At 73.8% G+C, this 22,900-nt stretch carries 21 protein-coding genes and 1 riboswitch; of the genes, 10 read left to right on the top strand and 11 right to left on the bottom strand.

Translation table 11 applies throughout. The features are described 5' to 3' along the window. Positions 1–47 precede the first annotated feature (47 nt). Entirely contained in the window at positions 48–851 is an 804-nt protein-coding gene (locus ACSUPT_RS06920) for an alpha/beta hydrolase (protein ID WP_403502787.1), read from the bottom strand. Between the two features lie 197 nt (positions 852–1,048). Between ACSUPT_RS06920 and ACSUPT_RS06915 the strand changes: the two genes are divergently transcribed. The 4 genes from ACSUPT_RS06915 (at position 1,049) to ACSUPT_RS06900 (ending at position 5,179) form a co-directional block, all read left to right on the top strand. Beyond that, positions 1,049–1,879 carry a lysophospholipid acyltransferase family protein gene (locus ACSUPT_RS06915; RefSeq protein ID WP_361660671.1) on the top strand — a complete coding sequence of 277 codons (831 nt, stop codon included), beginning with the start codon at positions 1,049–1,051 and terminating at the stop codon, positions 1,877–1,879. Positions 1,880–1,992: 113 nt separating this feature from the next. Continuing rightward, positions 1,993–3,201 carry a MacS family sensor histidine kinase gene (gene macS, locus ACSUPT_RS06910; protein ID WP_351965583.1) on the top strand — a complete coding sequence of 403 codons (1,209 nt, stop codon included), beginning with the start codon at positions 1,993–1,995 and terminating at the stop codon, positions 3,199–3,201. Next, on the top strand, positions 3,198–3,872 hold the full coding sequence (locus ACSUPT_RS06905; RefSeq protein ID WP_351965584.1) for a response regulator transcription factor: 675 nt from the start codon (positions 3,198–3,200) through the stop codon (positions 3,870–3,872). Before macS ends, ACSUPT_RS06905 begins: the two co-directional genes overlap by 4 nt. Before the next feature lie 287 nt (positions 3,873–4,159). Continuing rightward, positions 4,160–5,179, top strand: coding sequence for a 2-hydroxyacid dehydrogenase (locus ACSUPT_RS06900; protein WP_436943715.1), 1,020 nt, complete (start codon positions 4,160–4,162; stop codon positions 5,177–5,179). 40 nt (positions 5,180–5,219) lie between these two features. Here ACSUPT_RS06900 and ACSUPT_RS06895 read toward each other — a convergent pair whose 3' ends face one another. The 3 genes from ACSUPT_RS06895 to ACSUPT_RS06885 form a co-directional block, all read right to left on the bottom strand. Next, complete coding sequence (locus tag ACSUPT_RS06895; RefSeq protein WP_436943713.1) at positions 5,220–7,148, bottom strand: anthranilate synthase family protein; 1,929 nt, start codon at positions 7,146–7,148, stop codon at positions 5,220–5,222. Between the two features lie 96 nt (positions 7,149–7,244). Beyond that, entirely contained in the window at positions 7,245–7,301 is a 57-nt protein-coding gene (locus ACSUPT_RS06890) for a trp operon leader peptide (RefSeq protein ID WP_351965644.1), read from the bottom strand. Positions 7,302–7,416: 115 nt separating this feature from the next. Further along, positions 7,417–10,245: an N-acetylmuramoyl-L-alanine amidase gene (locus ACSUPT_RS06885; protein ID WP_365727957.1), complete on the bottom strand. Its 2,829-nt coding sequence runs from the start codon at positions 10,243–10,245 to the stop codon at positions 7,417–7,419. 192 nt (positions 10,246–10,437) lie between these two features. On the opposite strand from ACSUPT_RS06885, the gene ACSUPT_RS06880 reads away from it, so the two are divergent. Both ACSUPT_RS06880 and ACSUPT_RS06875 read left to right on the top strand, forming a co-directional pair. Then, entirely contained in the window at positions 10,438–11,793 is a 1,356-nt protein-coding gene (locus ACSUPT_RS06880) for a class II 3-deoxy-7-phosphoheptulonate synthase (protein ID WP_351965588.1), read from the top strand. 197 nt (positions 11,794–11,990) lie between these two features. Further along, a complete protein-coding gene (locus tag ACSUPT_RS06875) occupies positions 11,991–12,224 on the top strand; it encodes a (2Fe-2S)-binding protein (RefSeq protein WP_351965589.1) in 234 nt (77 codons plus the stop codon). 23 nt (positions 12,225–12,247) lie between these two features. Here ACSUPT_RS06875 and bfr read toward each other — a convergent pair whose 3' ends face one another. Continuing rightward, a complete protein-coding gene (bfr, locus tag ACSUPT_RS06870; RefSeq protein WP_351965590.1) occupies positions 12,248–12,727 on the bottom strand; it encodes a bacterioferritin in 480 nt (159 codons plus the stop codon). Positions 12,728–12,882: 155 nt separating this feature from the next. Between bfr and ACSUPT_RS06865 the strand changes: the two genes are divergently transcribed. Then, positions 12,883–13,515, top strand: coding sequence for a sulfite oxidase-like oxidoreductase (locus tag ACSUPT_RS06865; RefSeq protein WP_351965591.1), 633 nt, complete (start codon positions 12,883–12,885; stop codon positions 13,513–13,515). A 30-nt stretch (positions 13,516–13,545) separates the two neighbouring features. Here ACSUPT_RS06865 and ACSUPT_RS06860 read toward each other — a convergent pair whose 3' ends face one another. The 6 genes from ACSUPT_RS06860 to thiO form a co-directional block, all read right to left on the bottom strand. After that, positions 13,546–14,148 carry a DUF4396 domain-containing protein gene (locus ACSUPT_RS06860; protein ID WP_436943710.1) on the bottom strand — a complete coding sequence of 201 codons (603 nt, stop codon included), beginning with the start codon at positions 14,146–14,148 and terminating at the stop codon, positions 13,546–13,548. Between the two features lie 91 nt (positions 14,149–14,239). After that, a complete protein-coding gene (locus ACSUPT_RS06855) occupies positions 14,240–15,136 on the bottom strand; it encodes a deoxyribonuclease IV (protein WP_361660553.1) in 897 nt (298 codons plus the stop codon). Between the two features lie 7 nt (positions 15,137–15,143). Continuing rightward, entirely contained in the window at positions 15,144–17,156 is a 2,013-nt protein-coding gene (pknB, locus tag ACSUPT_RS06850) for a Stk1 family PASTA domain-containing Ser/Thr kinase (RefSeq protein ID WP_436943708.1), read from the bottom strand. Positions 17,157–17,311: 155 nt separating this feature from the next. Next, on the bottom strand, positions 17,312–18,106 hold the full coding sequence (locus tag ACSUPT_RS06845; protein WP_436943706.1) for a thiazole synthase: 795 nt from the start codon (positions 18,104–18,106) through the stop codon (positions 17,312–17,314). 3 nt (positions 18,107–18,109) lie between these two features. Then, positions 18,110–18,334, bottom strand: a complete 225-nt coding sequence (gene thiS, locus ACSUPT_RS06840; protein WP_351965596.1) for a sulfur carrier protein ThiS — start codon at positions 18,332–18,334, stop codon at positions 18,110–18,112. Beyond that, complete coding sequence (thiO, locus tag ACSUPT_RS06835; RefSeq protein WP_436943705.1) at positions 18,331–19,482, bottom strand: glycine oxidase ThiO; 1,152 nt, start codon at positions 19,480–19,482, stop codon at positions 18,331–18,333. The genes thiS and thiO overlap by 4 nt, the downstream gene beginning before the upstream one ends. After that, positions 19,480–19,591: riboswitch (TPP riboswitch) on the bottom strand. Its footprint overlaps the gene before it by 3 nt. A 165-nt stretch (positions 19,592–19,756) precedes the next feature. Between thiO and ACSUPT_RS06830 the strand changes: the two genes are divergently transcribed. The 3 genes from ACSUPT_RS06830 to thiE all read left to right on the top strand — a co-directional run bounded on the left by ACSUPT_RS06830 (position 19,757) and on the right by thiE (position 22,718). After that, positions 19,757–21,016: an NAD(P)/FAD-dependent oxidoreductase gene (locus tag ACSUPT_RS06830; RefSeq protein ID WP_436943704.1), complete on the top strand. Its 1,260-nt coding sequence runs from the start codon at positions 19,757–19,759 to the stop codon at positions 21,014–21,016. Between the two features lie 172 nt (positions 21,017–21,188). Beyond that, a complete protein-coding gene (locus ACSUPT_RS06825) occupies positions 21,189–21,554 on the top strand; it encodes an Rv2175c family DNA-binding protein (protein WP_351965598.1) in 366 nt (121 codons plus the stop codon). A 486-nt stretch (positions 21,555–22,040) separates the two neighbouring features. After that, complete coding sequence (thiE, locus tag ACSUPT_RS06820) at positions 22,041–22,718, top strand: thiamine phosphate synthase (RefSeq protein WP_351965599.1); 678 nt, start codon at positions 22,041–22,043, stop codon at positions 22,716–22,718. The last annotated feature ends 182 nt before the right edge of the window (positions 22,719–22,900 follow it).

Genomic DNA, 22,900 nt, shown 5'->3' with positions numbered 1-22,900 from the left:
CCTGCCCGTCCACGCTCTCCCCGCGGTCCGCGTCCGCGTCGTACTGGTCAGCCACCGGTCGTGCTCCCCTCCCTGTTTCTGTCCCGGGCGGCGCTGTCGCCGGCCCCCGGAGCGAGCCGGCCGATGAACGCGTGGCTCTCCTCGAAGATCCGCTCCGCGTCGAGGTCCAACGTCGCGACGTGGTAGCTCTGTTCCAGCAGGATCTCCGTGACATCGGTGGAGGAGACCCGGCTCAGTACGCGGGCCGAGTCCGCGGGCGGCACGACGTGGTCCTGCGGCGCGCGCAGCAGCAGGAGCGGCTGGGTGACCTGCGGCAGCTCGGCGTCGACCAGGCGCAGGAACCGGCGCATCGAGTAGGCGGCGTGCAGCGGCACCCGGTCGTAGCCGCCCTCGTCGACGCCCTCCTTCGCGATGTCGTTGGCGATGCCGCCCGTCGACGCCACGACGTGGCGGACGACCGGCAGCGCGTGCGCGGCGAGGCCGTGCACCTTGTTCGCCGGGTTCACCAGGACCAGGCCCGCGACGGCGTCGCCGTGCCGGGCGGCGAGCCGCAGCGCCAGCGCGCCGCCCATGGACAGGCCGCAGACGAACACCCGCGAGCACGTCGCGCTCAGCACGCGCAGCTCGCGGTCGACCTCCGCGTACCAGTCCTGCCAGGCGGTGACCTGCATGTCCTGCCAGCGCGTGCCGTGCCCGGGAAGCAGGGGCACCGACACGGTCAGACCGCGCTCCGCGAGGTACTCGCCCCAGGGGCGCATCGACCGGGGGGAGCCGGTGAAGCCGTGGCAGAGGAGTACGCCGATGTCGCCGCCCTCGTGGCGGTACGGCTCGGCTCCGGGAAGGAGCGGCACGGAGGTCTCCCGTTCGGAATCGTTGGGATCGGAGAAACGTGTACTTCACCGTACGCGACCGGGGTGACACCGACCAGGGCCGTCACGCCGCCGGACCGCGCCCCCGGCGGCCCGCGGGCGGACGGGTGCCGGGAGCCCCGTACGGGTTAAGGTCTGTGCGACGGAAACGGGAGGAACACGAGTTGATCTACGGCGCTATGAAGTTCTCCATCGGAGGGACGCTGAAGCTCGCCTTCAGGCCCTGGGTGGAGGGCCTCGAGAACATTCCCGCCGAGGGGCCGGCGATCCTCGCGAGCAACCACCTCTCGTTCTCCGACTCCTTCTTCCTCCCGGCCGTCCTCGACCGGAAGGTCACCTTCATCGCGAAGGCCGAGTACTTCACCTCGCCCGGTGTGAAGGGCCGGCTCACCGCCGCGTTCTTCAAGGGCGTCGGCCAGCTCCCCGTGGACCGCTCCGGCGCGCGGGGCGCCGGCGACGCCGCCGTGCGCAGCGGTATCGAGGTCATCAAGCGCGGTGAGCTGTTCGGCATCTACCCGGAGGGCACCCGCTCCCCGGACGGCCGGCTGTACCGCGGCAAGACCGGCGGCCTCGCGCGCGTGGCGCTGGCCACCGGCGCGCCCGTCATCCCGATCGCCATGATCGACACGGAGAAGATCCAGCCGCCCGGCAAGGTCGTCCCCAAGCTGATGCGCCCCGGCATCCGCATCGGCAAGCCCCTGGACTTCAGCCGCTACCAGGGCATGGACAACGACCGCTTCATCCTCCGCTCGGTCACCGACGAGGTGATGTACGAGATCATGAAGCTGTCCGGCCAGGAGTACGTGGACATCTACGCCACCGTCGCCAAGCGCCGCATCGCCGAGGCGGAGAAGGCCGCCAAGGCGGCGGCGAAGGGCGAGAAGGGCGAGCAGCGGCCCGAAGCCCGCGGCACGGCGTCCGAGAGCGCGGCGCCCGAGAGCGGGACGCCTGAGGACGGGACGTCCGGAGGCACGGCGTCCGGCGGCGCGGCGGAGAAGCCGGCGGGCTGAACCCGGGCGCGCCACGGCACCGGCGCGGGAACCGGCAACAGGCACAGGCAGGACGACGCGCGGACCGGCGCCCCTCGGACGGGCCCCGGCGTCCCGCGCGGAGGGTGGGGGAGATGGCCAGGCGCGAGCGGGTGGTCCGCATGTCCGTGGAGCAGCCGCTGTGGCGCGCGCTCACCGCGTACCGCGTCCTCACGATGGTCTACGCGGACCTCCTCTTCCTCGCCAACCGCGGCCACTTCGAACGCCCCTGGGCGGGCGCCGCGTTCCTCGCCGTGATGAGCGTCTGGACGCTGGCGACCCTGCCGAAGGTGTCCGGCGCCGTCCGCTGCACCAAACCGTTCCTCGCCGTCGACCTGGCGATCGCGCTCACCGGCATCCTGCTGACGCCGTTCGCCGACAACCACGCCCAGGTGCAGGACGGGCCGACGCTGCCCGGCATCTGGACGGCCGGCGCGGTCCTCGCGTACGCCATCAAGGGTGGCTGGCGCTGGGCCGGCTTCGCCTCCTCGCTGGTCGCCGTCGCCAACATCGTGGAGCGCGGCGAGCCGAGCCGCGACACGCTCCACAACGTGCTGCTGGTGTGGGTGGCGTCCATCGCGATCGGCTACGTCGTCGAGGTCGCCCGCGCCTCCGAGCGGACCCTCGCCCGCGCCCTGGAGATCGAGGCCGCCACGCGCGAGCGGGAGCGTCTCGCGCGGGACATCCACGACTCGGTGCTCCAGGTGCTGGCCATGGTCCAGCGGCGCGGCACCGCGCTCGGCGGGGAGGCGGCGGAGCTCGGCCGGATGGCGGGGGAGCAGGAGGTGGCGCTGCGCACCCTCGTCGCCGGCGGCCTCAACCGGCCCTCCCACGTGAGCGACGACGCCTCCCAGGGCGCGGTCGTCCGGCTGGTCGACGAGCCGGACGTGCCGGACGGCCCCGGCGAGCAGGACCTGCGGACGCTGCTGGCCCCGTACGCCGGCTCGCGGGTGACGTTCGCGGAACCGGGCGCGCCGGTGCTGCTGCCGCGCGCGGCCGCGGCCGAGCTGGCGGCCGCTGTCGGTGCCGCCCTGGACAATGTCCGCAGGCACGCGGGGCCCGGAGCCCGGGCGTGGATACTCGTCGAGGACTGGCCGGACGAGGTCGTCGTGACCGTGCGCGACGACGGGCCCGGCATCCCCGAGGGGCGTCTCGCCCAGGCGGAGAGCGAGGGCCGGCTCGGCGTCGCCCAGTCCATCCGCGGCCGGCTGCGGGACCTGGGCGGTACGGCGGAGCTGCTCTCGGTCCCCGGGCAGGGCACGGAAGTCGAGTTGAAGGTCCCACGGGGGAAGGCGGAGCGATGACGGAACAGCCGATCAAGGTGATGGTGGTGGACGACCACCCGATGTGGCGCGACGCCGTGGCCCGCGACCTGGCCGAGGCCGGGTTCGCGGTGGTGGCCACGGCGGGCGACGGCGACCAGGCCGTACGCCGCGCCCGCGCCACGTCGCCGGACGTGCTCGTCCTCGACCTGAACCTGCCGGGCAAGCCGGGCGTCCAGGTCTGCAAGGAGCTGGTGGGCGGCGGGGACCTGCCGGTGCGGGTGCTGGTGCTGTCCGCGAGCGGGGAGCACGCGGACGTCCTGGAGGCCGTCAAGTCCGGTGCCACCGGGTACCTGCTGAAGTCGGCCAGCACGGCGGAACTGCTGGACGCGGTACGGCGTACGGCCGCCGGCGACGCGGTGTTCACGCCGGGGCTGGCCGGTCTGGTGCTGGGCGAGTACCGCCGCCTGGCCGCTGAGCCCGCGGCCGACCGGGGCGCCCCCGAGCCCAACGCGCCGCGGCTGACGGAGCGTGAGACGGAGGTGCTGCGGCTGGTGGCCAAGGGCCTCAGCTACAAGCAGATCGCCGAGCGGCTGGTCATCTCGCACCGGACGGTGCAGAACCATGTGCAGAACACGCTGGGGAAGCTGCAGCTGCACAACCGCGTCGAACTGGTCCGCTACGCCATAGAATCCGGCCTCGACACCCCCTGACCCGGCGGGGCACCCCGTTGTACCCACCCTCCCCAAGGGCTCGGCTTCGCTCGAGCACGAGGCACCCCCATCGCCCTTGCGGGACGCCTGCCCAGCCCACAACGGGGTGGGCCCGGCCGCCCCGCAGGGGAACGCACCGTCAAGGAGCCGCCGCCCCGCAGGGGGCGGGGTCGCGGGTCGCCTGCGCATGACTGGCGCAGCCGGAGGCGCAAGGCCGAGGTACCGGGGAAGTGAAGGGGCGGGTCGTATATTCGCGGGGGTACCGCCCCACAGGAAGGCCCCGCACCGTGGACGTCCTCGCCTTCGGCGTGCAGACAGACGAGCGCCCCCTCCTGGAACGCGCCTTCGCCGGCCACCACGACCTCCACTGCCTGGACGTCTTCCTCACCGAGGACACCGCCCCCCTGGCCGCCGGCCACGAAGCCGTCTCCACCAGCGTCAACGCCGACCTCGGCGCCCGCGTCCTGCGCACCCTCGCCGCCGGCGGCACCCGGCTCGTCGCCCAGCGTTCCACCGGCTTCAACAACATCGACCTCGACGTGGCCCGCGAGCTCGGCATCACCGTGGCCCGCGTCTCGTACTACTCGCCCTACTCCGTCGCCGAGTTCGCGTGGACGCTCGCCATGGCGGTGAACCGCCGCATCGTCCGCGCCGCCCACCGCACCCGCGACTTCGACTTCCGCCTCGACGGGCTCCTCGGCCGCGACATGCGGGGCCGCACCGTCGGCGTCCTCGGCACCGGCAAGATCGGTGAGGCGTTCACCCGGATCGCGCACGGCTTCGGCATGCGCCTGCTCGGCTGGGACATCGCCGAGAACCCGGCCTGCCAGGCGCTCGGCATGACGTACGTGGAGAAGGACGAACTGCTCGCCGACTCCGACCTGGTCAGCCTGCACGTGCCGCTCACCCCGCAGACCCGGCACCTCCTCGACGCCGCCGCCCTCGCCGCGATGAAGGACGACGCGATCCTGGTGAACTCCAGCCGGGGCGGCCTGGTCGACACCGACGCCCTCGTCGACGCGCTGCGCGCGGGACGGTTCGCCGGTGTCGGCCTCGACGTGTACGAGGCGGAGGCCGGGCTGTTCCACCTGGACAAGTCGCTGGTGGGCGTGGACGACGACACCCTGGCGAGGCTGATGACCTTCCCGAACGTGCTGGTCACCAGCCACCAGGCGTACTACACCGCCGAAGCGGTCGGCGAGATCGTCGCCGCCACCCTGCGCAACGTCACCGACTTCGCGGAGGGCCGCCGCAACGACAACGTCCTCGTCCCCGCCGAGGAGCCCGACGAGGGCCCCGCCGGCTGACCCGCGGGCGCGTGACGCCCCGCCGCGGGCCGGTGCCGGCTCACCCGCCGACCGGCCCAGCCGCCGGGGAGGCCGCCGACGGGGGAGCCGAGGGGGCCGCGCCCGCGCGGCGGTCCAGCAGCCCCCGTACGATCGCCGACCCGTTCAGCGTGAGCACCGACTCGGGGTGGAACTGCACCCCCGCGAAGCCGTCGCCGCGCAGCGCGTGCACCTCGCCGCTCAGCGGGTCCCGGCTCACCTCCACCCCGCGCGCCGCGAGCCGCGCGGCCGCCGCGTCGTCGCAGCGCGCGGTGAAGCTGTTGTAGAAGCCGACCCGCTCCCGCGCCCCGAACAGCTCCACGTCCACCTGCGCGCCCTGCAGCGGCACCCGCTTGCGTACGATCCCCAGTCCCAGCTCCGCGGCGATCAGCTCGTGCCCCAGGCACACCCCCAGCAGCGGGTGCCGGTGCCCGGCCAGCAGCTCCGCGGCGAGCCCCCGCAGCAGCCGCATCCGGGGGTCGCGGGCGTCGCCCGGATCGCCCGGCCCGGGGCCCAGCACCACGGGCCCGGCGTGCGTCAGCGCGGCCTCCCGCAGCCCCGGCTCGTCGAACCGGCGCACCGTCACCTCCAGCCCCAGGGACCGCAGCAGATGGGCCAGCATGGAGGTGAACGTGTCCTCCGCGTCGACCACCAGGGCGTGCCCGGCCAGTCCGCCACCGGCCGGCCGCTCCCGCATCCGCAGCCAGAACGGCGCCAGGTCCGCGCGCCGCGCGTCCAGCGCGGCCCGCACCCGCGGGTCGTCCGCCAGCCGCGCCGGCCGCTCCGCCTCCGCCGCCGGACGCCCCGGCCGGACCCCGAGCGCCGCCAGGACGCCCGCCGCCTTGGCGTGGGTCTCCGCGACCTCGCCGTCCGGGTCGGAGTGCCGCACCAGCGTCGCGCCGACCGGCACCCGCAGCCCGCCGTCGGCGTCGATGTCGGCGGTACGGATCAGGATGGGCGAGTCCAGCGTCTGCGCCCCGCCCTCGTCCGTGCCGAGCAGCGCCAGGGCGCCCGCGTAGTAGCCGCGCCCGCCCTCCTCGTGCCGCTCGATGACCCGGCAGGCGTTCTGCACCGGTGACCCGGTGACCGTCGCCGCGAACATCGTCTCCCGCAGCACCTCCCGCACGTCCAGCGTGGAGCGCCCGCGCAGCTCGTACTCGGTGTGCGCGAGGTGGGCCATCTCCTTCAGCCGGGGCCCGACGACGACCCCGCCCATGTCGCCGACGGTGCACATCATCTTCAGTTCCTCGTCGACGACCATCGACAGCTCGTCGGTCTCCTTGCGGCTGGCGAGGAACCCCAGCAGGTCCTCGGGCGTCGGCCCGCCCGCCGGATAGCGGTACGTGCCGCTGATCGGGTTCATCACGACCGTGCCGCCCGACATCCGCACATGCACCTCGGGGCTCGCCCCGACCAGGGTGCGCTCCCCGGTGTGGACGACGAACGTCCAGTACGCGCCCCGCTCCCCGGCCAGCAGCCGCCGGAACAGCGCGAGCGCGTCCGCCCGGCCGAAGCCCGGCACCCGCCCGTGGAAGGTGCGGCGGATGACGAAGTTGGCGCCCTCGCCCCGCCCGATCTCGTCGTCCACGACCCGCCGCACGATCCGCGCGTACGCGTCGTCGGGGACGTCGAAGCCGCCGTCCTCCACGGCCACGCCGTGGGCGGGCAGCAGGTCCAGGGCCTCGGCGAGCGGCAGCTCGTACGTCTCGTCGGCGACCAGCACGGACAGCGGCGTGCCGTCGTCGCGGACGTCGAAGCCCCGCTCGCGCAGCTGCCGGAACGGGACGAGGGCCAGCGCGGGCCGCTGCCCGACGGGCAGGTCGGCGAGGCGCTCCACCTCGTGGACGGGGCCCGTCAGCACCTCGACGGTGTCGTGGTCGCGGCCGGGGGTGCGGCGGCGGAGCAGGGCGAACGGGGGGCCTGACGGGTCGAGCAGGGATCGCAGGTCCATCGGTGGGGTTCCTTCCGTGGTGGAGAGGAACGGCCCGCCGGAAACGGGAGAAGGCCGCCCCTCGGGCGGCCTTCGCGTCGTGTGCGCGCGTGTCGGTCAGCGGGCCGCCGGTTGAGCGGTCCACCACCAGTTCCGGGTCGTCGGCGCGAACACGAAGCCGACCCTAGCGCATCCGCCCGCGGCGCGGCGGTCCGTTCCGTCAGACGGGACGGCCGCGCGCCGCGGGCGGACGGGGCTCCCCGCCGGAAGCGGGGAGCGGGGAGCGGGATCAGACGAACAGGTTGTAGACCTGCCAGCCCGTGCCGACGGACGTGCGGGCGGCGAACGGCGAGGTGGCGCTGCCGCTGCCCTTGTAGAACCACATCTGCCCGTTGGTGTCGCGGGCGATCAGGTCCGGGCGTCCGTCCCGGTCCAGGTCGCTCGGGCCGAGCAGCATGTTGTAGACCTGCCAGCCCTTGCCGATCGTCGTACGGGCGGCGAACGGCGCGGTCGCGCTGCCCGTGCCCTTGTACAGCCACATCACACCGGAGGTGTCGCGGGCGATCATGTCGGGCCTGCCGTCGCCGGTGATGTCACCGGTGTCGGTCATCACGGGGTAGACCTGCCAGCCCCGGCCGATCGACGTGCGCGCCTTGAACGGGGCCGCCGGGTTGCCGGTGCCCGCGTAGAACCACAGGTAGCCGGAGCCGTCGCGGGCCACCAGGTCCGCGATGCCGTCGCCGGAGAGGTCCCGGGCGCCGCTCATCAGGTTGTAGATCTGCCAGCCCTTGCCGACGTACAGCCGGGCCTTGAACGGGGCCGACGGGTTGCCGCTGCCCTGGTAGTACCACAGACCGCCGGAGCCGTCGCGGGCCACCGCGTCGCCCGTGCCGTCCGCGCGCAGCGCCGTCATCGACGTGATCATGTTGTACGCGCCCCAGCCGCTGCCCACCCGGTAGCGGGTGAAGAACGGCGCGGTCGCGCTGCCCGTGCCCTGGTACTGCCACAGCACGCCCGAGGTGTCGCGGGCCAGGGTGTTGTAGCGGTTCGTGCCCGGGTCGGGTGCGGTGCTGGCGACCTTCTCCACGTCGGCCGCGCTGACCCACGCGAAGCGGTGGTTGTAGCGGATCGGGTAGAAGAGGTTGCCGCCCTGGACCAGGGTCCGCGAGCCGGTGCCCGTCCCGTCGATCGTGCCGCCGTAGTAGTACGTGCCCGGCACGGCGTCACCGGCGAGCGTGTACGTCTGCCCGGCCGGGAGGGAGTACTTCGTCAGGTGCGCGCCGTTCTGGTCCTGCAGCGGCACGCCCGTGCCGGTGTAGGCCGCGTCGTCCGGGTAGCTGCGCCCGTACACCTTGACGGTCGCGCCGGCCTTCGCCCGCACCACGGTCCCGGTGCCCACGGGCGCGGTGAACTGGCCGCCCGGGTTGTGGAACCACGCCTTCTGGCCGCCGTACCAGATGGCGGTCCAGTCGTTGCGCGCCTCGGCGACGACCCAGGTGCCGCCCGCGACGAGCTTGTTGCCCCAGTTCCAGCCCTCGGTCCAGGTCTGCGCGCCCAGGTACGGGTCGCCGATCGTGGGGGAGGAGGTGGACGGGGACGTGTACAGGTAGCCGAAGTTCGCCGGCTGGGTCGGCACGGCCGCCCCGTTGTTCGTCAGCTTCGGCTGGTTCGCCGTGGTGAACGGCGGGACGAAGCGGACGAGCTGCCCGGCCTTGAGCAGGCCGCCCGCGCCGCCGGCCCCCGTGGGGGCGCCCATCAGCGACATGTAGTGGTTCCAGTCCCAGAACGGGCCCGGGTCCCAGTGCTGGGCGCGGACCTTGGTGTCCAGGACGCCCGGAATCTCGTCGTGGCCGATGATGTGCTCGCGGTCGAGCGGGATGCCGTACTTCGCCGCGAGGTGCTTCACCAGCGCCGCGGACGACTCGTACTGCGGCTCGGTGTACCAGCTGCCCGCCTTGATGGCGTAGCCCTCGTGCTCGATGCCGATCGAGTGCATGTTGAGGGTCTTGTTGCCCGCGTGCCACGCCTCGTTCTTGTTCTCCACCATCTGGGTGACCAGACCGTCGGAGGCGCGGACCATGTAGTGGGCGCTGGCGTAGGTGTTCGAGTTCTGGAAGACCGCCAGCGAACCGTCGTAGCTGCCCTCCGTGTCGTGGATGGCGATGTAGCGGATGTCGTGGCCGCCCTCGGGGCGGTTGGCGATGTTGTAGTTGCCCCAGTCGTCCGGTCCGCTGTTCTGCTTGTACGCGGCCGGGCGGAAGTCGCAGTTCAGACCGGTCGGGCAGTCCGGCGTGGGGACCGCCGTCGTGCCGGCCGAGGTCATCGCCAGCGGGACCTTCGACTGGACCGGCGTCACGGACGGGTCCGCCGGCAGCGACACGTGCTGGCCGTCGCCGGTGGTCCGCCGCTCGCCGGTCCTGATCGACTCGAAGACGCGCTTGGCGAACAGCTGGGCGCCCTTGCGGTCGGGCGCCTGGCTGTAGCGGGCGACGGCCGGGTACCACTTGCCCGGGTCGTCGGGCAGCGAGCCGGTGGCCTGCCGCTGGTACTCGGCCAGGAGCGCCGCGCCCGCCCGGATGCTCTGCGCCGGGTCCTCGCGCACCGCGTCGGGGGAGGCGTCGATCAGCTCGGCGGCCTCGTCCAGCGTGTGCAGCCGCGGGTCGCTCGTGTCGACCGGCTTCTTCCGGACGGACTTCAGCGCCTTCTCCGCGTCGAAGTGCTTCTCGACGTTCGGGTCGCCGCTGCGGTTCATGTGGGCCAGGCGGTGGTCGTCGTCCTCGCCGGCGTGCCCGTCCTCCAGGTCCTCCGGGTCGACCTGCGTCAGCCCCATGACGTTGTACGCGCCGGTGGTGCTGGGCAGCCCGTCGTGGCTCTCCCAGCGCGTCTGCCGGTACGAGACCGCCATCAGGACGCTCTTCGGGACGTCGAACTCGCGGGCCGCCTCCTCGAACTCCGTCTGGAGCTCGGCGGACGGCGGCACGGCCTTCGCGTCGGAGGACCCGAGGAGGTCCGGGGACGCCACGGCGAGGCCGGCGGTCGTCGCGGCGACGACCGCCGAGGCTATGCCGTAGATCAGGAGCTTTCTCTTCTTGCGGTCTCTGCGGTGTCCAGCGCTCAAGTCCCACCCCTGTGTGAAGTTCTCTGCTGGGCAAGTAGTTCAAGCCTCAAGAGCGCGTGACGCTATCAAACTGAGGTTCGGGCGGGACCGCCGGGGCGCGGCCGGAGGCGCCCCGCACCGGCATGGGAGACCGCCGTCTCACTTTCTGATCGTGTACGTGGCCTTCTGTCCCGAGCGCGTAATGTTGTCGAGGTGACCGTGAACGCTGACACCCACGCCGTCGCCGCCAAGGCGACCTGGCGAGACCTGCCCGCGGCGCAGCAGCCCGAGTACCCGGATGCCGAGGCTCTGCGCGATGTGATCGCCGACCTCGAGTCGTATCCGCCGCTCGTCTTCGCCGGCGAGTGCGACCAGCTGCGCGCCCGCATGGGAGCCGTCGCCCGGGGTGAGGCGTTCCTCCTCCAGGGCGGCGACTGCGCGGAGTCCTTCGACGCCGTCGGCGCCGAGGACATCCGGGCCAAGCTGAAGACCCTCCTCCAGATGGGCGCCGTGCTGACGTACGCCGCCTCCGTGCCCGTCGTGAAGGTGGGGCGGATCGCCGGCCAGTACTCGAAGCCGCGCTCCAAGCCCACCGAGACCCGCGACGGGGTGACCCTGCCGACCTACCGCGGCGACTCCGTCAACGGCTTCGAGTTCACCGAGGAGGCCCGCGTCCCCGACCCGGAGCGCCTCAAGCGGATGTACCAGGCGTCCGCCTCGACGCTGAACCTGGTCCGCGCCTTCACCACCGGCGGCTACGCCGACCTGCGCCAGGTGCACGCCTGGAACCAGGACTTCGTGAAGTCGTCCCCGTCCGGCCAGCGCTACGAGCAGCTCGCCCGCGAGATCGACAACGCCCTCAACTTCATGAAGGCGTGCGGCACGGACCCGGCCGAGTTCCGCACGGTCGAGTTCTTCGCCTCCCACGAGGCGCTGCTCCTCGACTACGAGACGGCGCTCACCCGCGTCGACTCCCGCACCGGCGAGCTGTACGACACGTCGGGCCACATGGTGTGGATCGGCGAGCGGACCCGGCAGCTGGACCACGCCCACATCGAGTTCGCGTCCAAGATCCGCAACCCGATCGGGATCAAGCTCGGCCCCACCACGACGGTGGACGAGGCGCTCACCTACATCGACCGCCTCGACCCCGAGCGCGAGCCGGGCCGGCTGACCTTCATCGTCCGCATGGGCGCCGACAAGGTCCGCGACAAGCTCCCCGAGCTGGTCGAGAAGGTCACCGCCTCGGGCGCGACCGTCGCCTGGGTCACCGACCCGATGCACGGCAACACCTTCGAGGCCGCCTCCGGCCACAAGACGCGCCGCTTCGACGACGTGCTGGACGAGGTCAAGGGCTTCTTCGAGGTCCACAAGGCGCTCGGCACCCACCCCGGCGGCATCCACGTGGAGCTGACCGGCGACGACGTCACCGAGTGCGTGGGCGGCGGCGACGAGATCTTCGTGGACGACCTGCACCAGCGGTACGAGACGGCCTGCGACCCGCGGCTCAACCGCAGCCAGTCGCTGGACCTGGCGTTCCTGGTGGCGGAGATGTACAGGTCCCAGTGATCCGGGGACCGGCCGATCGTGGGTTGATCTTGGCTGGAAATCGGCTTGAGGAATGACGTGGGGCGCGGATCCGTGTGATCCGCGCCCCACCGTCATTCCCATGGCCGCTGTGGGCTTTTCCGCACCGCGCCCTATGGGTAAGGTTAGGTTAGCCTCACCGACCAAGCGGGGGGCGTAGGCCCAAGACCTGCAGGGAGGTGACCCGCGTGTACGTCTGCTCGTGCTTCGGTATCACCGAGAAGCAGGTCAAGGAACACGCGGACGCCGGTGCCTGCACCCCGCGCCAGATAGCGTCGGCCTGCAAGGCCGGCACCGACTGCGGCTCGTGCGTGCGTCGCATCCAGGCCATTCTCGGCCGGGGCGCCTGCCCCCGCCGCGAGCTGCTGGAGCAGGGCGAGCCGGCCCTGTCCGAGCTGTCGGAAGCCGCGTAGCCGCACGGCCCCGGCCGGGGGCCTCAGCTCTCCGGCTGCTCCACGAGCGTCGCCAGGTACAGCGACTCGCCGAGCTTCTGCACCAGCTCGAGCTGGGTGTCCAGATAGTCGATGTGGTGCTCCTCGTCCGCGAGGATCGACTCGAAGATGTTGGCCGACGTGATGTCGCCCTTGTTGCGCATCACCTCGATGCCGCGCCGCAGCCGGTCGATCGCCTCGACCTCGACCTCGCGGTCCGCCTGGAACATCTCCGTCACCGTCTGGCCGATCCGGACGTGGAACAGCCGCTGGTAGTTCGGCAGGCCCTCCAGGAACAGAATCCGGTCGGTGAGCACCTCGGCGTGCTTCATCTCGTCGAAGGACTCCGCGCGGGTGTACTTCGCGAGCTTCGTCCACCCGTTGTTCTCCTGCATCTTGGCGTGCAGGAAGTACTGATTGATCGCGGTCAGTTCGGCGGTCAGCTGCTCGTTGAGGAACTCGATGACCTCGGGGTCGCCCTGCATCGCAGAGGCTCCTTCCACGTGACTGAAGGGGCGGGATGCGCGCATCCTCGCACCACGACGCAGGGCCGTCCAGTAAGTCAAGGCTTAGTAGGACTTGCCCGATTCGATCCCGGCCCCGGTCGTGACCACCCCTCCCGGTCTGTCACCATTGACCCATGGGTCAGCCGGAGAGCGCGGAACACCGGGCAGCAAGGGAGTCCACGCTTCCACCGGGGCAGCGTCTGCAGCGCGGCTGGCCGGTCACCCACTACGGGCCCGTCCCCAAGTTCCGGCCCGAGCGCTGGGAGTTCCGGGTCTTCGGCGCCACGGCGGACGGCGGCAAGCACTGCTGGAGCCACGAGGAGTTCACCGCGCTCCCGTTCTCGACCGTCGTCGCCGATCTGCACTGCGTCACGAAGTTCAGCATGGTCGGGGCCGAATGGGGGGGTGTCCCCGCGCGCACGGTGCTGGAACTGGCGCCCCCGTCCCCGGATGTCACCCATGTGATGGTGTGGGCCGAGTACGGCTTCAGCGCCAACATGCGGCTCTCGGACTTCGCCTCCGAGCGTTCGATCTTCGCCACCCACAAGGACGGCGAGCTGCTCACCGCCGAGCACGGCTTCCCGCTCCGGCTGATCGTCCCCCACCTGTACGCCTGGAAGGGCCCCAAGTGGGTCCGCGGCGTCGAGTACATGACCGCCGACCGCCGCGGCTTCTGGGAGGAGCGCGGCTACCACAACATCGGCGACCCGTGGGCGGAGCAGCGCTACTCGTACCAGGAGGAGCCGGGCGACGGCCCGGAGCTCTGACTCCCGGTACGAGCGGCGGGACGGCCGCCGTCAGCCGTGGTACCGGTGGACCACCGCGTGGCCCTTGCCGCGGCCGATCATCCACTTGTTGACCGGTGTCGTCACGACGAACGCGACGGCGAACGCGAAGGCCAGGGCGCCCCAGAACAGCGCGTCCGACAGGTGCGCGTCCATCGCCCCCGGCACCAGCAGCAGCACGCCGTTGTCGACGGCCTCCATCACCGTGATCGACAGCGTGTCGGCGGCGAGCGCCACGCCGATGGCCGCCCGCAGGCCCACCCCGGCCCGTACGACGGCCCAGAGGGTCAGCGAGTAGCCGAAGAAGAACGCCAGCACGATCGCCAGGGCCATCGTCGGCGCGTTGCCCCAGCCGAGGGCGGTGCCGATGACCATGCCCAGGACCTCGCCGATGGCGCAGCCGGTGAGGCAGTGGAGGGTGGCCTTCGCCGCCATCGCCCAGCCGACCGGACCTCCGGCGTGCCGGTGGCCGTGGTGGTCGTGGCCCGGGTGGTCCGGCGCCTGCCGGCGGTCCTGGTCGTGGTGGTCGTGGTGGTCGTGGGGCTGGTGTGCCGGGTGGCCGGTCTCCGGCGCGCGGCCGGCGTGGTGCCCGTGCTCGTGTGCGCTGCGGTCCATGACATGCCCCCATGCCGAGAAGCGGTTCCTGTCCTGATGACGGGAACCGTATACCCCCCTGGGGTATTCCTCAAGCGTCAGGGCCGCCGCGTCACGACGGCTCCCGCAGCGACTTCAGCCGGGCCACGTCCTCGGCGTGCCTGTCCTTGCCGCCGGGCGTCTCGATGACCAGCGGCACGCCCTCGGTCGCCGGGTGGCGCAGCAGCTCCCGGAACGGCTCCTCGCCGATGTGGCCGGCCCCGATGTTGGCGTGCCGGTCCTTGTGGGCCCCGGCCACGTCCTTGGAGTCGTTGGCGTGGATCAGCTTCAGCCGCCCCTCGCCGACCGTCTCCACCAGCAGGTCCAGCGTCTTGCCCACCCCGTCCGCCTCGGCCAGGTCGTGGCCGGCCGCGAAGATGTGGCAGGTGTCCAGGCAGACGCCCAGCTTCGGATGGGCGTCCAGCGCCTCGAAGTACGGCCCGAAGTCCCAGGTGCGGGAGCACAGTGACGAGCCCTGCCCGGCCGTCGACTCCAGCAGCAGGAACGGGTCGTCGTCGTGCGTCAGCTCGTCCAGCAGCGGCAGCATCCGCTCGCGCACCTGCGCGAGCGCCGTCTCGCGCGACCGCCCGCCGGTCGCCGAGCCGGTGTGGACGACCACGCCGAGCGCGCCGATCGCGCGGGCCCGGCGCAGCGAGTGCCGCAGCGACTCGACGGACCGCTCGGCGGTGGCCTCCGTGTGCGAGCCGAAGTTGATCAGGTAGGGGGCGTGGACGTACGCGGGGATGCCCTCGGCGGCGCAGGCCTCGCGGAACAGTTCGTCCTGGGCCGGGTTGCCGACGGGGGTGGCCCAGCCGCGCGGATTGGCGACGAAGACCTGGACGGTCTCGGCGCCGATCTCCCGCGCGAACGCGAGACCGGTCCTGGCCAGGCCGCCGGCGACCGGGACGTGGGCGCCGACGGGGCGGAGCGTCCCCCCGGCGGGAGCGGGAGCGGAGGCTGGGGGGAGCATGATGCGACTAGATTCCCTTGATCTTGATGGTGATCGCGGCGCCCTCGGGCGCCGTGTCGCCGCCGGGTACGGACTGGCCGCTGACGGTGTCCCCGAGGTACGGGAACGTCTTCTCGACCTTCACCGCGAAGCCCGCCGCCTCCAGCTCGCGCGTGGCGTCGTCGACGTTCTTCCCGGTGACGTCGGGCACGGCGACCATGCGCGGGCCCTTGGAGAGCGTCAGCGTCACGGTGTCGCCCCCGGCCGCGCGGGCGCCCGCCGGGACCGACTGCGCGGCGACCGAACCGGCCGGGTGCGGCGAGTGGACCCGCTCCTCGGCGACCTCCACGGTCAGCCCGGCGTCCGTCAGCGCGTCACGGGCCTCGGCCAGCGGCCGGCCGACCGTGCCCGGCACCTCGACGGGGGCGCCCTTGCTGACGACCAGCGCCACGGCCGCGTCCGGCGAGCGCTCCGTACCGGCCGGCGGGTCGCTGCTGACGACCGAGCCCTTCGCCACCTCGGTGTCGAACTCCTCCGTGACGACCCCGGCCGCGAGGCCCGCCTTCCGCAGCCGCTCCTTCGCGGTGCCCAGCGGCACGCCCTTCAGCTCGGGCACCTTCACGATCTTCGGGCCGCGCGAGATGACGAGGTCCACCGAGCCGTTGCCCCGGATGCGCTCGCCGGGCGCCGGGTCGGTGCCCATGACCGTGCCCCGCTCGTACGCGCCGCTGAACTCCTCGCGCGTCGAGCCGACCTCCAGGCCCTCGTCCGTGAGCCGCCGCTCCGCCTCCGCGCGGCTCTTGCCGAGCACGCCCGTGGTGGGGACGCGGGTGAACTGGCCGGAATTGATGTACCAGACCCCGGCGCCGACGCCCAGGACCAGCAGCACGGCCGCGAGGACCGCGACCAGGCCCCGGCGCGGACCGGAGGCCAGGGCCAGGGCGCCACGGCGACCGGGCGGCCCCGCGGGACCCGCGGGCGGCTCGGGGCGGGGCTGCGGGCGCGTACCCGACTCGGGCGGAAGCTCCAGCCGGCTCGTGTGCTGGACGTCGTCGGCGTCGCCCGCGGGCGTGGCGGCCACCGGGCGGGCGATGACGCTCGTCACGTCGTCCGGCCCGGCGGCCTCCGCCTCGGGCGCCGACGCGGTTGTACGGGCCTCGCCCCGGGCGCCCGGCGGCACCAGGTCCAGCTGGCCGGCGTCCAGGGCGGCCCGCGTGGCGCGGGTGCGGGACAGCAGCGCCACGGCGTCGTGCGGGCGGGCGTCGGCCTCCCGCGCCGTGGCGACGGCCACCAGGGCGTCCAGCTCGGGAGCCAGGCCGGGGACGGCGGCCGAGGGGGCCGGGACGTCGTTGTTCAGGTGCTGGTAGAGGACCTGGGCGGGCGTGTCACCGCCGTGCGGCTTGCCGCCGGTCAGCATCTCGTACAGGACGACCCCGCACGCGTACACGTCGGTGCGGGTGTCGGCGGTGCCGTGCTCGATCTGCTCGGGCGCCAGGTACGACACCGTGCCGAGCACCGAGCCGGTCGTGTTGGTGGCCGTGCCGACCGCGCGGACCAGCCCGAAGTCGGCGACCTTGACCCGGCCGTCGTCGCCGATCAGCACGTTCTCCGGCTTCATGTCCCGGTGGACGAACCCGGCCCGGTGCGCCGCCCCCAGCGCCGCCAGCACCGGCTCCAGCACGTCGAGCGCGGCGCGCGGGGACAGCGCCCCGCGCTCGCGCAGCACATCGCGCAGGGTGCACCCGGCGACGTACTCCATCGCCAGATACACATACGGCCCGTCCGCGCCCTGGTCGAAGACGCCGACCACATTGGGGTGCGACAGCCGCGCCACGGACTTGGCCTCGCGGATGAACCGCTCCACGAAGGACGCGTCGGTCGCCAGCGACGGGTGCATCACCTTCAGGGCGAGGTCGCGGTCCAGGCGGGTGTCGACCGCCCGGTAGACCGTGGCCATGCCGCCGACGGCGACGCGCGCGTCGACGCGGTAGCGGCCGTCGAGCAGCCGGCCGACGAGCGGGTCGTGAAGGGTCGTATCCACGCCCCGAGTCTACGAGCCCCGCGGGACCCGCCCGTCGCCCTGTACATGACCGGTTCGCCGGTGCAGCGAACTTGTGACAGGCCCGGACGCCCCGGTCGGACCCCCTGAGCGCCCGGCGTCAGAGGGCCGGGCTTCCCGCGGCGGGGGCCCCGGCGTCAGAAGGCCGGGCGCTCCGGGTCGAGGGCGGCGCGGCCCTCGACGGGGGAGGAGGCGTGCGCGAAGTGGCGGCGCGGGATGCGCCCCGCCCGGTACGCGAGCCGTCCCGCCTCCACGGCGTGCCGCATCGCCTCGGCCATCAGTACCGGCTCCTGCGCCCGCGTCACGGCGGAGGCCAGCATCACCGCCGCGCAGCCCAGCTCCATCGCCAGCGCCGCGTCGGACGCCGTCCCCGCGCCCGCGTCGAGGACCACCGGGACGCGCGCCTGCTCGACGATCAGCTGGAAGTTGTGCGGATTGCGGATGCCGAGCCCGGACCCGATGGGCGAGCCCAGCGGCATGATCGCCGCGCATCCCACGTCCTCCAGCCTCCGCGCGAGGACCGGGTCGTCATTGGTGTACGGCAGGACGGTGAAGCCGTCGTCGACCAGGGTCTCGGCGGCGTCCAGCAGCTCCACCGGGTCCGGCAGCAGCGTCCGCTCGTCCGCCACGACCTCCAGCTTCACCCAGTCCGTGCCCAGCGCCTCGCGCGCGAGGCGGGCCGTCAGCACGGCCTCGCCCGCCGTGAAGCACCCGGCCGTGTTCGGCAGGACGCGGATGCCCAGCCGTTCCAGGACGGACAGCACCGAGCCGTGGACGGTCGGATCGATCCGCCGCATGGCCACGGTCGTCAGCTGCGTGCCGCTGGCCACGAGGGCGCGCTCCAGCACGTCGAGGCTGGGCGCCCCGCCCGTACCCATGATCAGCCGGGAGTCGAACGGGGTCCCGGCGATGGTGAGACGGTCGTCGGCCACGGCTCAGCCCCCCTGCACGGCGGTGAGGATCTCGACCCGGTCGCCGTCCGCGAGGACGGTCGACGCCCACGCGCCGCGCGGCACCACCGTCTCGTTGACCGCGGCGGCCACCCCGGACGGGGCCGTCGTCAGCGTCGCCACCAGCGCGTCCAGGGCGACGGGGGCGGGAAGCTCGCGCGGCTCGCCGTTCACCGAGACGGTGAGCGCGGCGCGTACCTGGTCGGTCATGACACTCCTACGGGGGCGAAGCGGGCGGGGGTGAACGCGCGGGCGAACCCGGGCAGCTCCCCGGTCGTCAGCACGGCGGCCATCACATCCCCGGTGACCGGGGTCAGCAGCACGCCGTTGCGGTAGTGGCCGGTCGCCAGGTGGAGCCCCGGCAGCGCGGACGGGCCCAGCAGCGGGGCGTTGTCCGGGGAGCCGGGCCGCAGGCCGGCGCACGTCTCGGTGAGCGGCAGCTCCGTGAGCCCCGGCACCAGCTCGTGGGCGTCGCGCAGCAGCTCGTACACCCCGCCCGCCGTGACCGTCGTGTCCCAGCCCATCTCCTCGCTGGTCGCGCCGATCACCAGCTCGCCGTTCTCGCGCGGCACCAGATACACATGGCTGCCCCGCACGACCGCCCGCACCGACCGGTTCAGGAACGGCCCGTACGCCTCCGGCACCGCGAGCCGCACCACCTGGCCCTTCACCGGGCGCACCGGCGGCAGCACCTCCCGCGGCACGCCGTCGAGCCGCCCACTCATGCTTCCCGCGGCCAGCACCACCTGCTCCGCGGCCGCCTCCGCGCCGTCCCCGAGGACCGCGCCGCCGGCCCGGCCCCGCACGACCGTGAGCCGCCGCGCCGCCGCCCGGTGGAACACCACCCCGGCCCGCTCGCAGGCCGCCACCAGCGCCGTCGCCAGACGCCGCGGATCGACCTGGTGGTCGCCGTCCACGCGCAGCCCGCCCCGCACGCCCGGCGCCAGCATCGGCTCCAGTCGGCGGCACTCCCGGCCCGTCAGCCACTCCGAGGCGAGCCCGCACCGCTCGTGCAGCGCGTGCAGCTCCCGCAGATGGGCCCGGTCGTCCGCGTCCAGCGCGACCGCCAGCGTGCCGCTCGCGCGGAAGCCGACGTCCGCGCCGGCCGCCTCCTCCAGTTCGGCGACGAACGCCGGATAGCGCTCCGCCGACGCCACATTGAGCCCGAGGAGCGTCTCCTCCCCGTAGTGCAGCTCCGTGACCGCGGCGAGCATCCCCGCCGCCACCCGGGCGGCGCCGCCGCCCGGCTCCGGGTCCGCCACGGCGGTGCGCAGCCCGCGCTGCGCCGCCCGCCAGGCCGTGACCAGGCCGATGATCCCGCCCCCGATGACGAGGACGTCCGACGTACTGCGTGACATGGGCGTCCAGCCCCTCCCTTCGCCGGCATGACCCGGATCAGGTTCGTACGGTCGGAGGCCGCGCAGCCTCCCTCTCAGCCCGGTGCGCCGGGCTCCCGCGATGTTCTGGCGCGCCCAGACTAACCCCACCCTCGAAACACCGGTAAGGGGCGACCGGTTGCCGGACGGCACCCCGCGCCCGGTCCCGCGCCCCCGTACGCCCCGTCGGGCCGCCGGCCGACGGCCCGCCGCCGGGCCGCTGTCTGACGGTCCGGCGGCTGCGTAAGGTGTGGCCGTGACCGAGCAGCAGCACGAGGAACAGCAGCAGCCCCACGCGCGCGAAGCCGCCCCCGCGGACAGCAGGCGCGTGGTCGTCGTCGGCGCCGGGATGGCCGGTGTGCAGACCGCCGTCGCCCTGCGCGAACAGGGCTTCCGCGGGCAGGTGCTGCTCCTGGGCGCCGAGCCCCACCAGCCGTACGACAGGCCGCCGCTGTCCAAGGCCTACCTGCTGGGCCACGCCGAGGGCTCCGCGTTCGAGGTCGACTTCGAGGCGCTCGGCGTCGAACTGCGGCTCGGCGTCGAGGTGACCGGGCTGCGCCCCGGCGACCGCGAGGTCGACACGGAGGCGGGACCCGTCCCGTACGACGTGCTGGTCGTCGCGACCGGCGCGGTCCCGCTGGAGCTGCCGGGCGCCCGCGGCGTGCCGGGCGTCCACCTGCTGCGCACCCTCGACGACGCGCGGCGGCTGCGCCCGGTCCTCGCCGACAGGCACGACGTGGTCGTCGTCGGCGCGGGCTGGATCGGCGCCGAGTTCGCCACGGCCGCCCGCGAGGCCGGCTGCGCGGTCACCGTCGTGGAGGCCGCCGCACGGCCGCTCGCCGGGGCGCTGCCCGCCGAGGCCGCCGAGCCGATGGCCGCCTGGTACGAGGAGAGCGGCGCCCGCCTGCTGTGCCACGCGCGCGTGGAGCGGGTCGAGCCCGGCCGGGTCGTCCTCGCCGACGGGCGCGTCCTGCCCGCCGGGGCGGTCGTCGTCGGCATCGGCGCGCGGCCCGCGACCGGCTGGCTGCGCGGCTCCGGGGTGGCGCTCGGACCGGACGGCGCGGTCACGGCCGACGAGCGGCTGCGGACCTCGGTGCCGGACGTGTACGCGGTCGGCGACTGCGCCTCCTTCCCGTCGGCCCGCTATGGGGCGCGGCTGCACGTCCACCACTGGGACAACGCCCTGCAGGGACCGCGCACGGTCGCCGCCGCCGTGGCGGGCGCCGGGACGGGACCGTACGACCCGGTGCCGTACTTCTGGTCGGAGCAGTTCGGCCGGTTCGTCCAGTACGCGGGCCACCACGCCTCCGCCGACACGGCCGTGTGGCGCGGCGACCCGGCGGACCGCGCGTGGTCCCTCGTGTGGCTGCGCGACGGCACCCCGGTGGCACTGCTCGCCGTGGGGCGGCCGCGCGACCTGGCGCAGGGACGGCGGCTCATCGAGGCCGGTGCGCGGGTCGACCCGGCGCTGGTCGCGGACCCCGAGGTGCCGCTGAAGTCGGCGGTACGCGCCTGACGGCGGCCGGCCCCGCCGGACCCGCGGCCGCTCTGCCGGACCCGCGTCCCCCTGCCGGTCCTGCGTCCCCCTGCCGGACCCGCGGCCGCCCGGCGGGCCCGCCGACACGGCGCCGTGGCCCGGACGGCGGGCCCGGCTACCCACTGTCAGTGCGGGATGGCAGGCTTGTCGTGTGACCGAGATTGACACGAAGATCGACGCGCTCGTCCCTGCCTGGCTGCACCTCCCCGACATCGCCGAGCTGCTCGGGGTCGAAGTGACGCGGGTGCGGCAGCTCGTCAAGGAGGGCCAGCTGATCGCCGTGCGCCGCGGTGAGAACCGCGCGCTCCAGGTGCCCGCCGCCTTCATCAAGGACGGCAAGGTCGTCAAGGGCCTCTCCGGCACCCTGACCCTGCTCAGGGACGACGGCTTCACCGACGAGGAGATGCTGGAGTGGCTGTTCACTCCGGACCCGTCCCTGCCGGGCACGCCCGCGCAGGCCCTGGCGGAGAATCGCGGCACGGAGGTGAAGCGCCGCGCCCAGGCGCTGGCCGTCTGACCGGGAAGCCCGCGGGCCCTGACGCCCACGAGCCCGGCTCACGGACCAGAGGCCCGCAGGGCTGACGCCCACGCGTCCGCAGCCGGCGAGCGGGGAGCCCGCCGGGCACGACGCCCACGGGCTGAGGCCCGCCGGGCCAACGCTCACGGGCCCTGGCGCCCAGGAACCCGCCCGGCCCGGCGCTCACGGGCCTGAGACCCGACGGGTCCGCGAGCCCGCAGCGCCGGCGCTCACGAGCCGCAGGGCCGCGCCCCGAAGGCCGCGAGCCCGCGAGGGCGCGCGTCCGGAAGGGCCGCGCGCCCCGATCGACACCGAACGATCGACACCGAAGGCCGGGAGCCGGACGCGCCGCACGAACCCGTGGCGCGGTCGCCGAAAACCGACAGGTCGGGAAACCGACACACCACACCACACGGGCGGTGCGCCGCCGGAGCCCCAGGGCCCCGGCCGCGCACCGCCGCCGCACCGAACCGGGGGGAGCACCTCATGTCCACCAGCGCCCGCGCGAGCCTGTCCGACGCCCGGCTGTACCTGTGCACGGACGCCCGCAAGCGCCAGGGAGACCTCCCGGAGTTCCTCGACGCGGTCCTCGCCGCCGGGGTGGACATCGTGCAGCTGCGCGACAAGGGCATGGAGGCCGGCGAGGAGCTGGAGCACCTCGCCGTGTTCGCCGACGCCTGCCGCCGGCACGGCAGGCTGCTCGCCGTCAACGATCGGGCCGACGTGGCGCACGCCGCCGGCTCCGACGTGCTGCACCTCGGCCAGGGCGACCTGCCCGTCCCGGCCGCCCGCGCCATCCTCGGCCGGGAGGTGCTGATCGGCCGGTCCACGCACGCCGAGGCGGAGGTCGACGCGGCCGCCGCCGAGCCCGGCGTGGACTACTTCTGCACGGGCCCGTGCTGGCCCACGCCCACCAAGCCGGGCCGCCACGCGCCGGGCCTCGGCCTCGTCCGGTACGCCGCCTCCCTCAAGCAGGACCGCCCCTGGTTCGCGATCGGCGGCATCGACGCGGGCAACCTCGACGAGGTGCTGGACGCGGGCGCACGCCGGATCGTCGTCGTCCGCGCCCTCACGGAGGCGGACGACCCGGCCGCCGCCACGGCCGACCTCGCGCGCCGGATACGCGAGCGCGCCGCCGCCGACGCCCCGCCGGCGGCCCGCTGACCGGACCCGGACGGCGCACGACCGCGTACCGGATCCCCGCCGTCCGCATAGTGGGACGAGGACCGGGGCAAAGGGGCGCATGCCGGCGATCCCTGTCCGCCCACTGGACAAGATTCCGGCAAAAGGCCTGAAAGGGGCTGCTCCGGTTGGGTGAGCCTCCGCCGGGTGGCTAACCTGCCCGT

The organism is Streptomyces sp. SudanB25_2051, from assembly GCF_964272635.1.
Taxonomy (GTDB): Bacteria; Actinomycetota; Actinomycetes; order Streptomycetales; family Streptomycetaceae; genus Streptomyces.
This window is presented reverse-complemented; position numbering and strand designations above follow the sequence as displayed.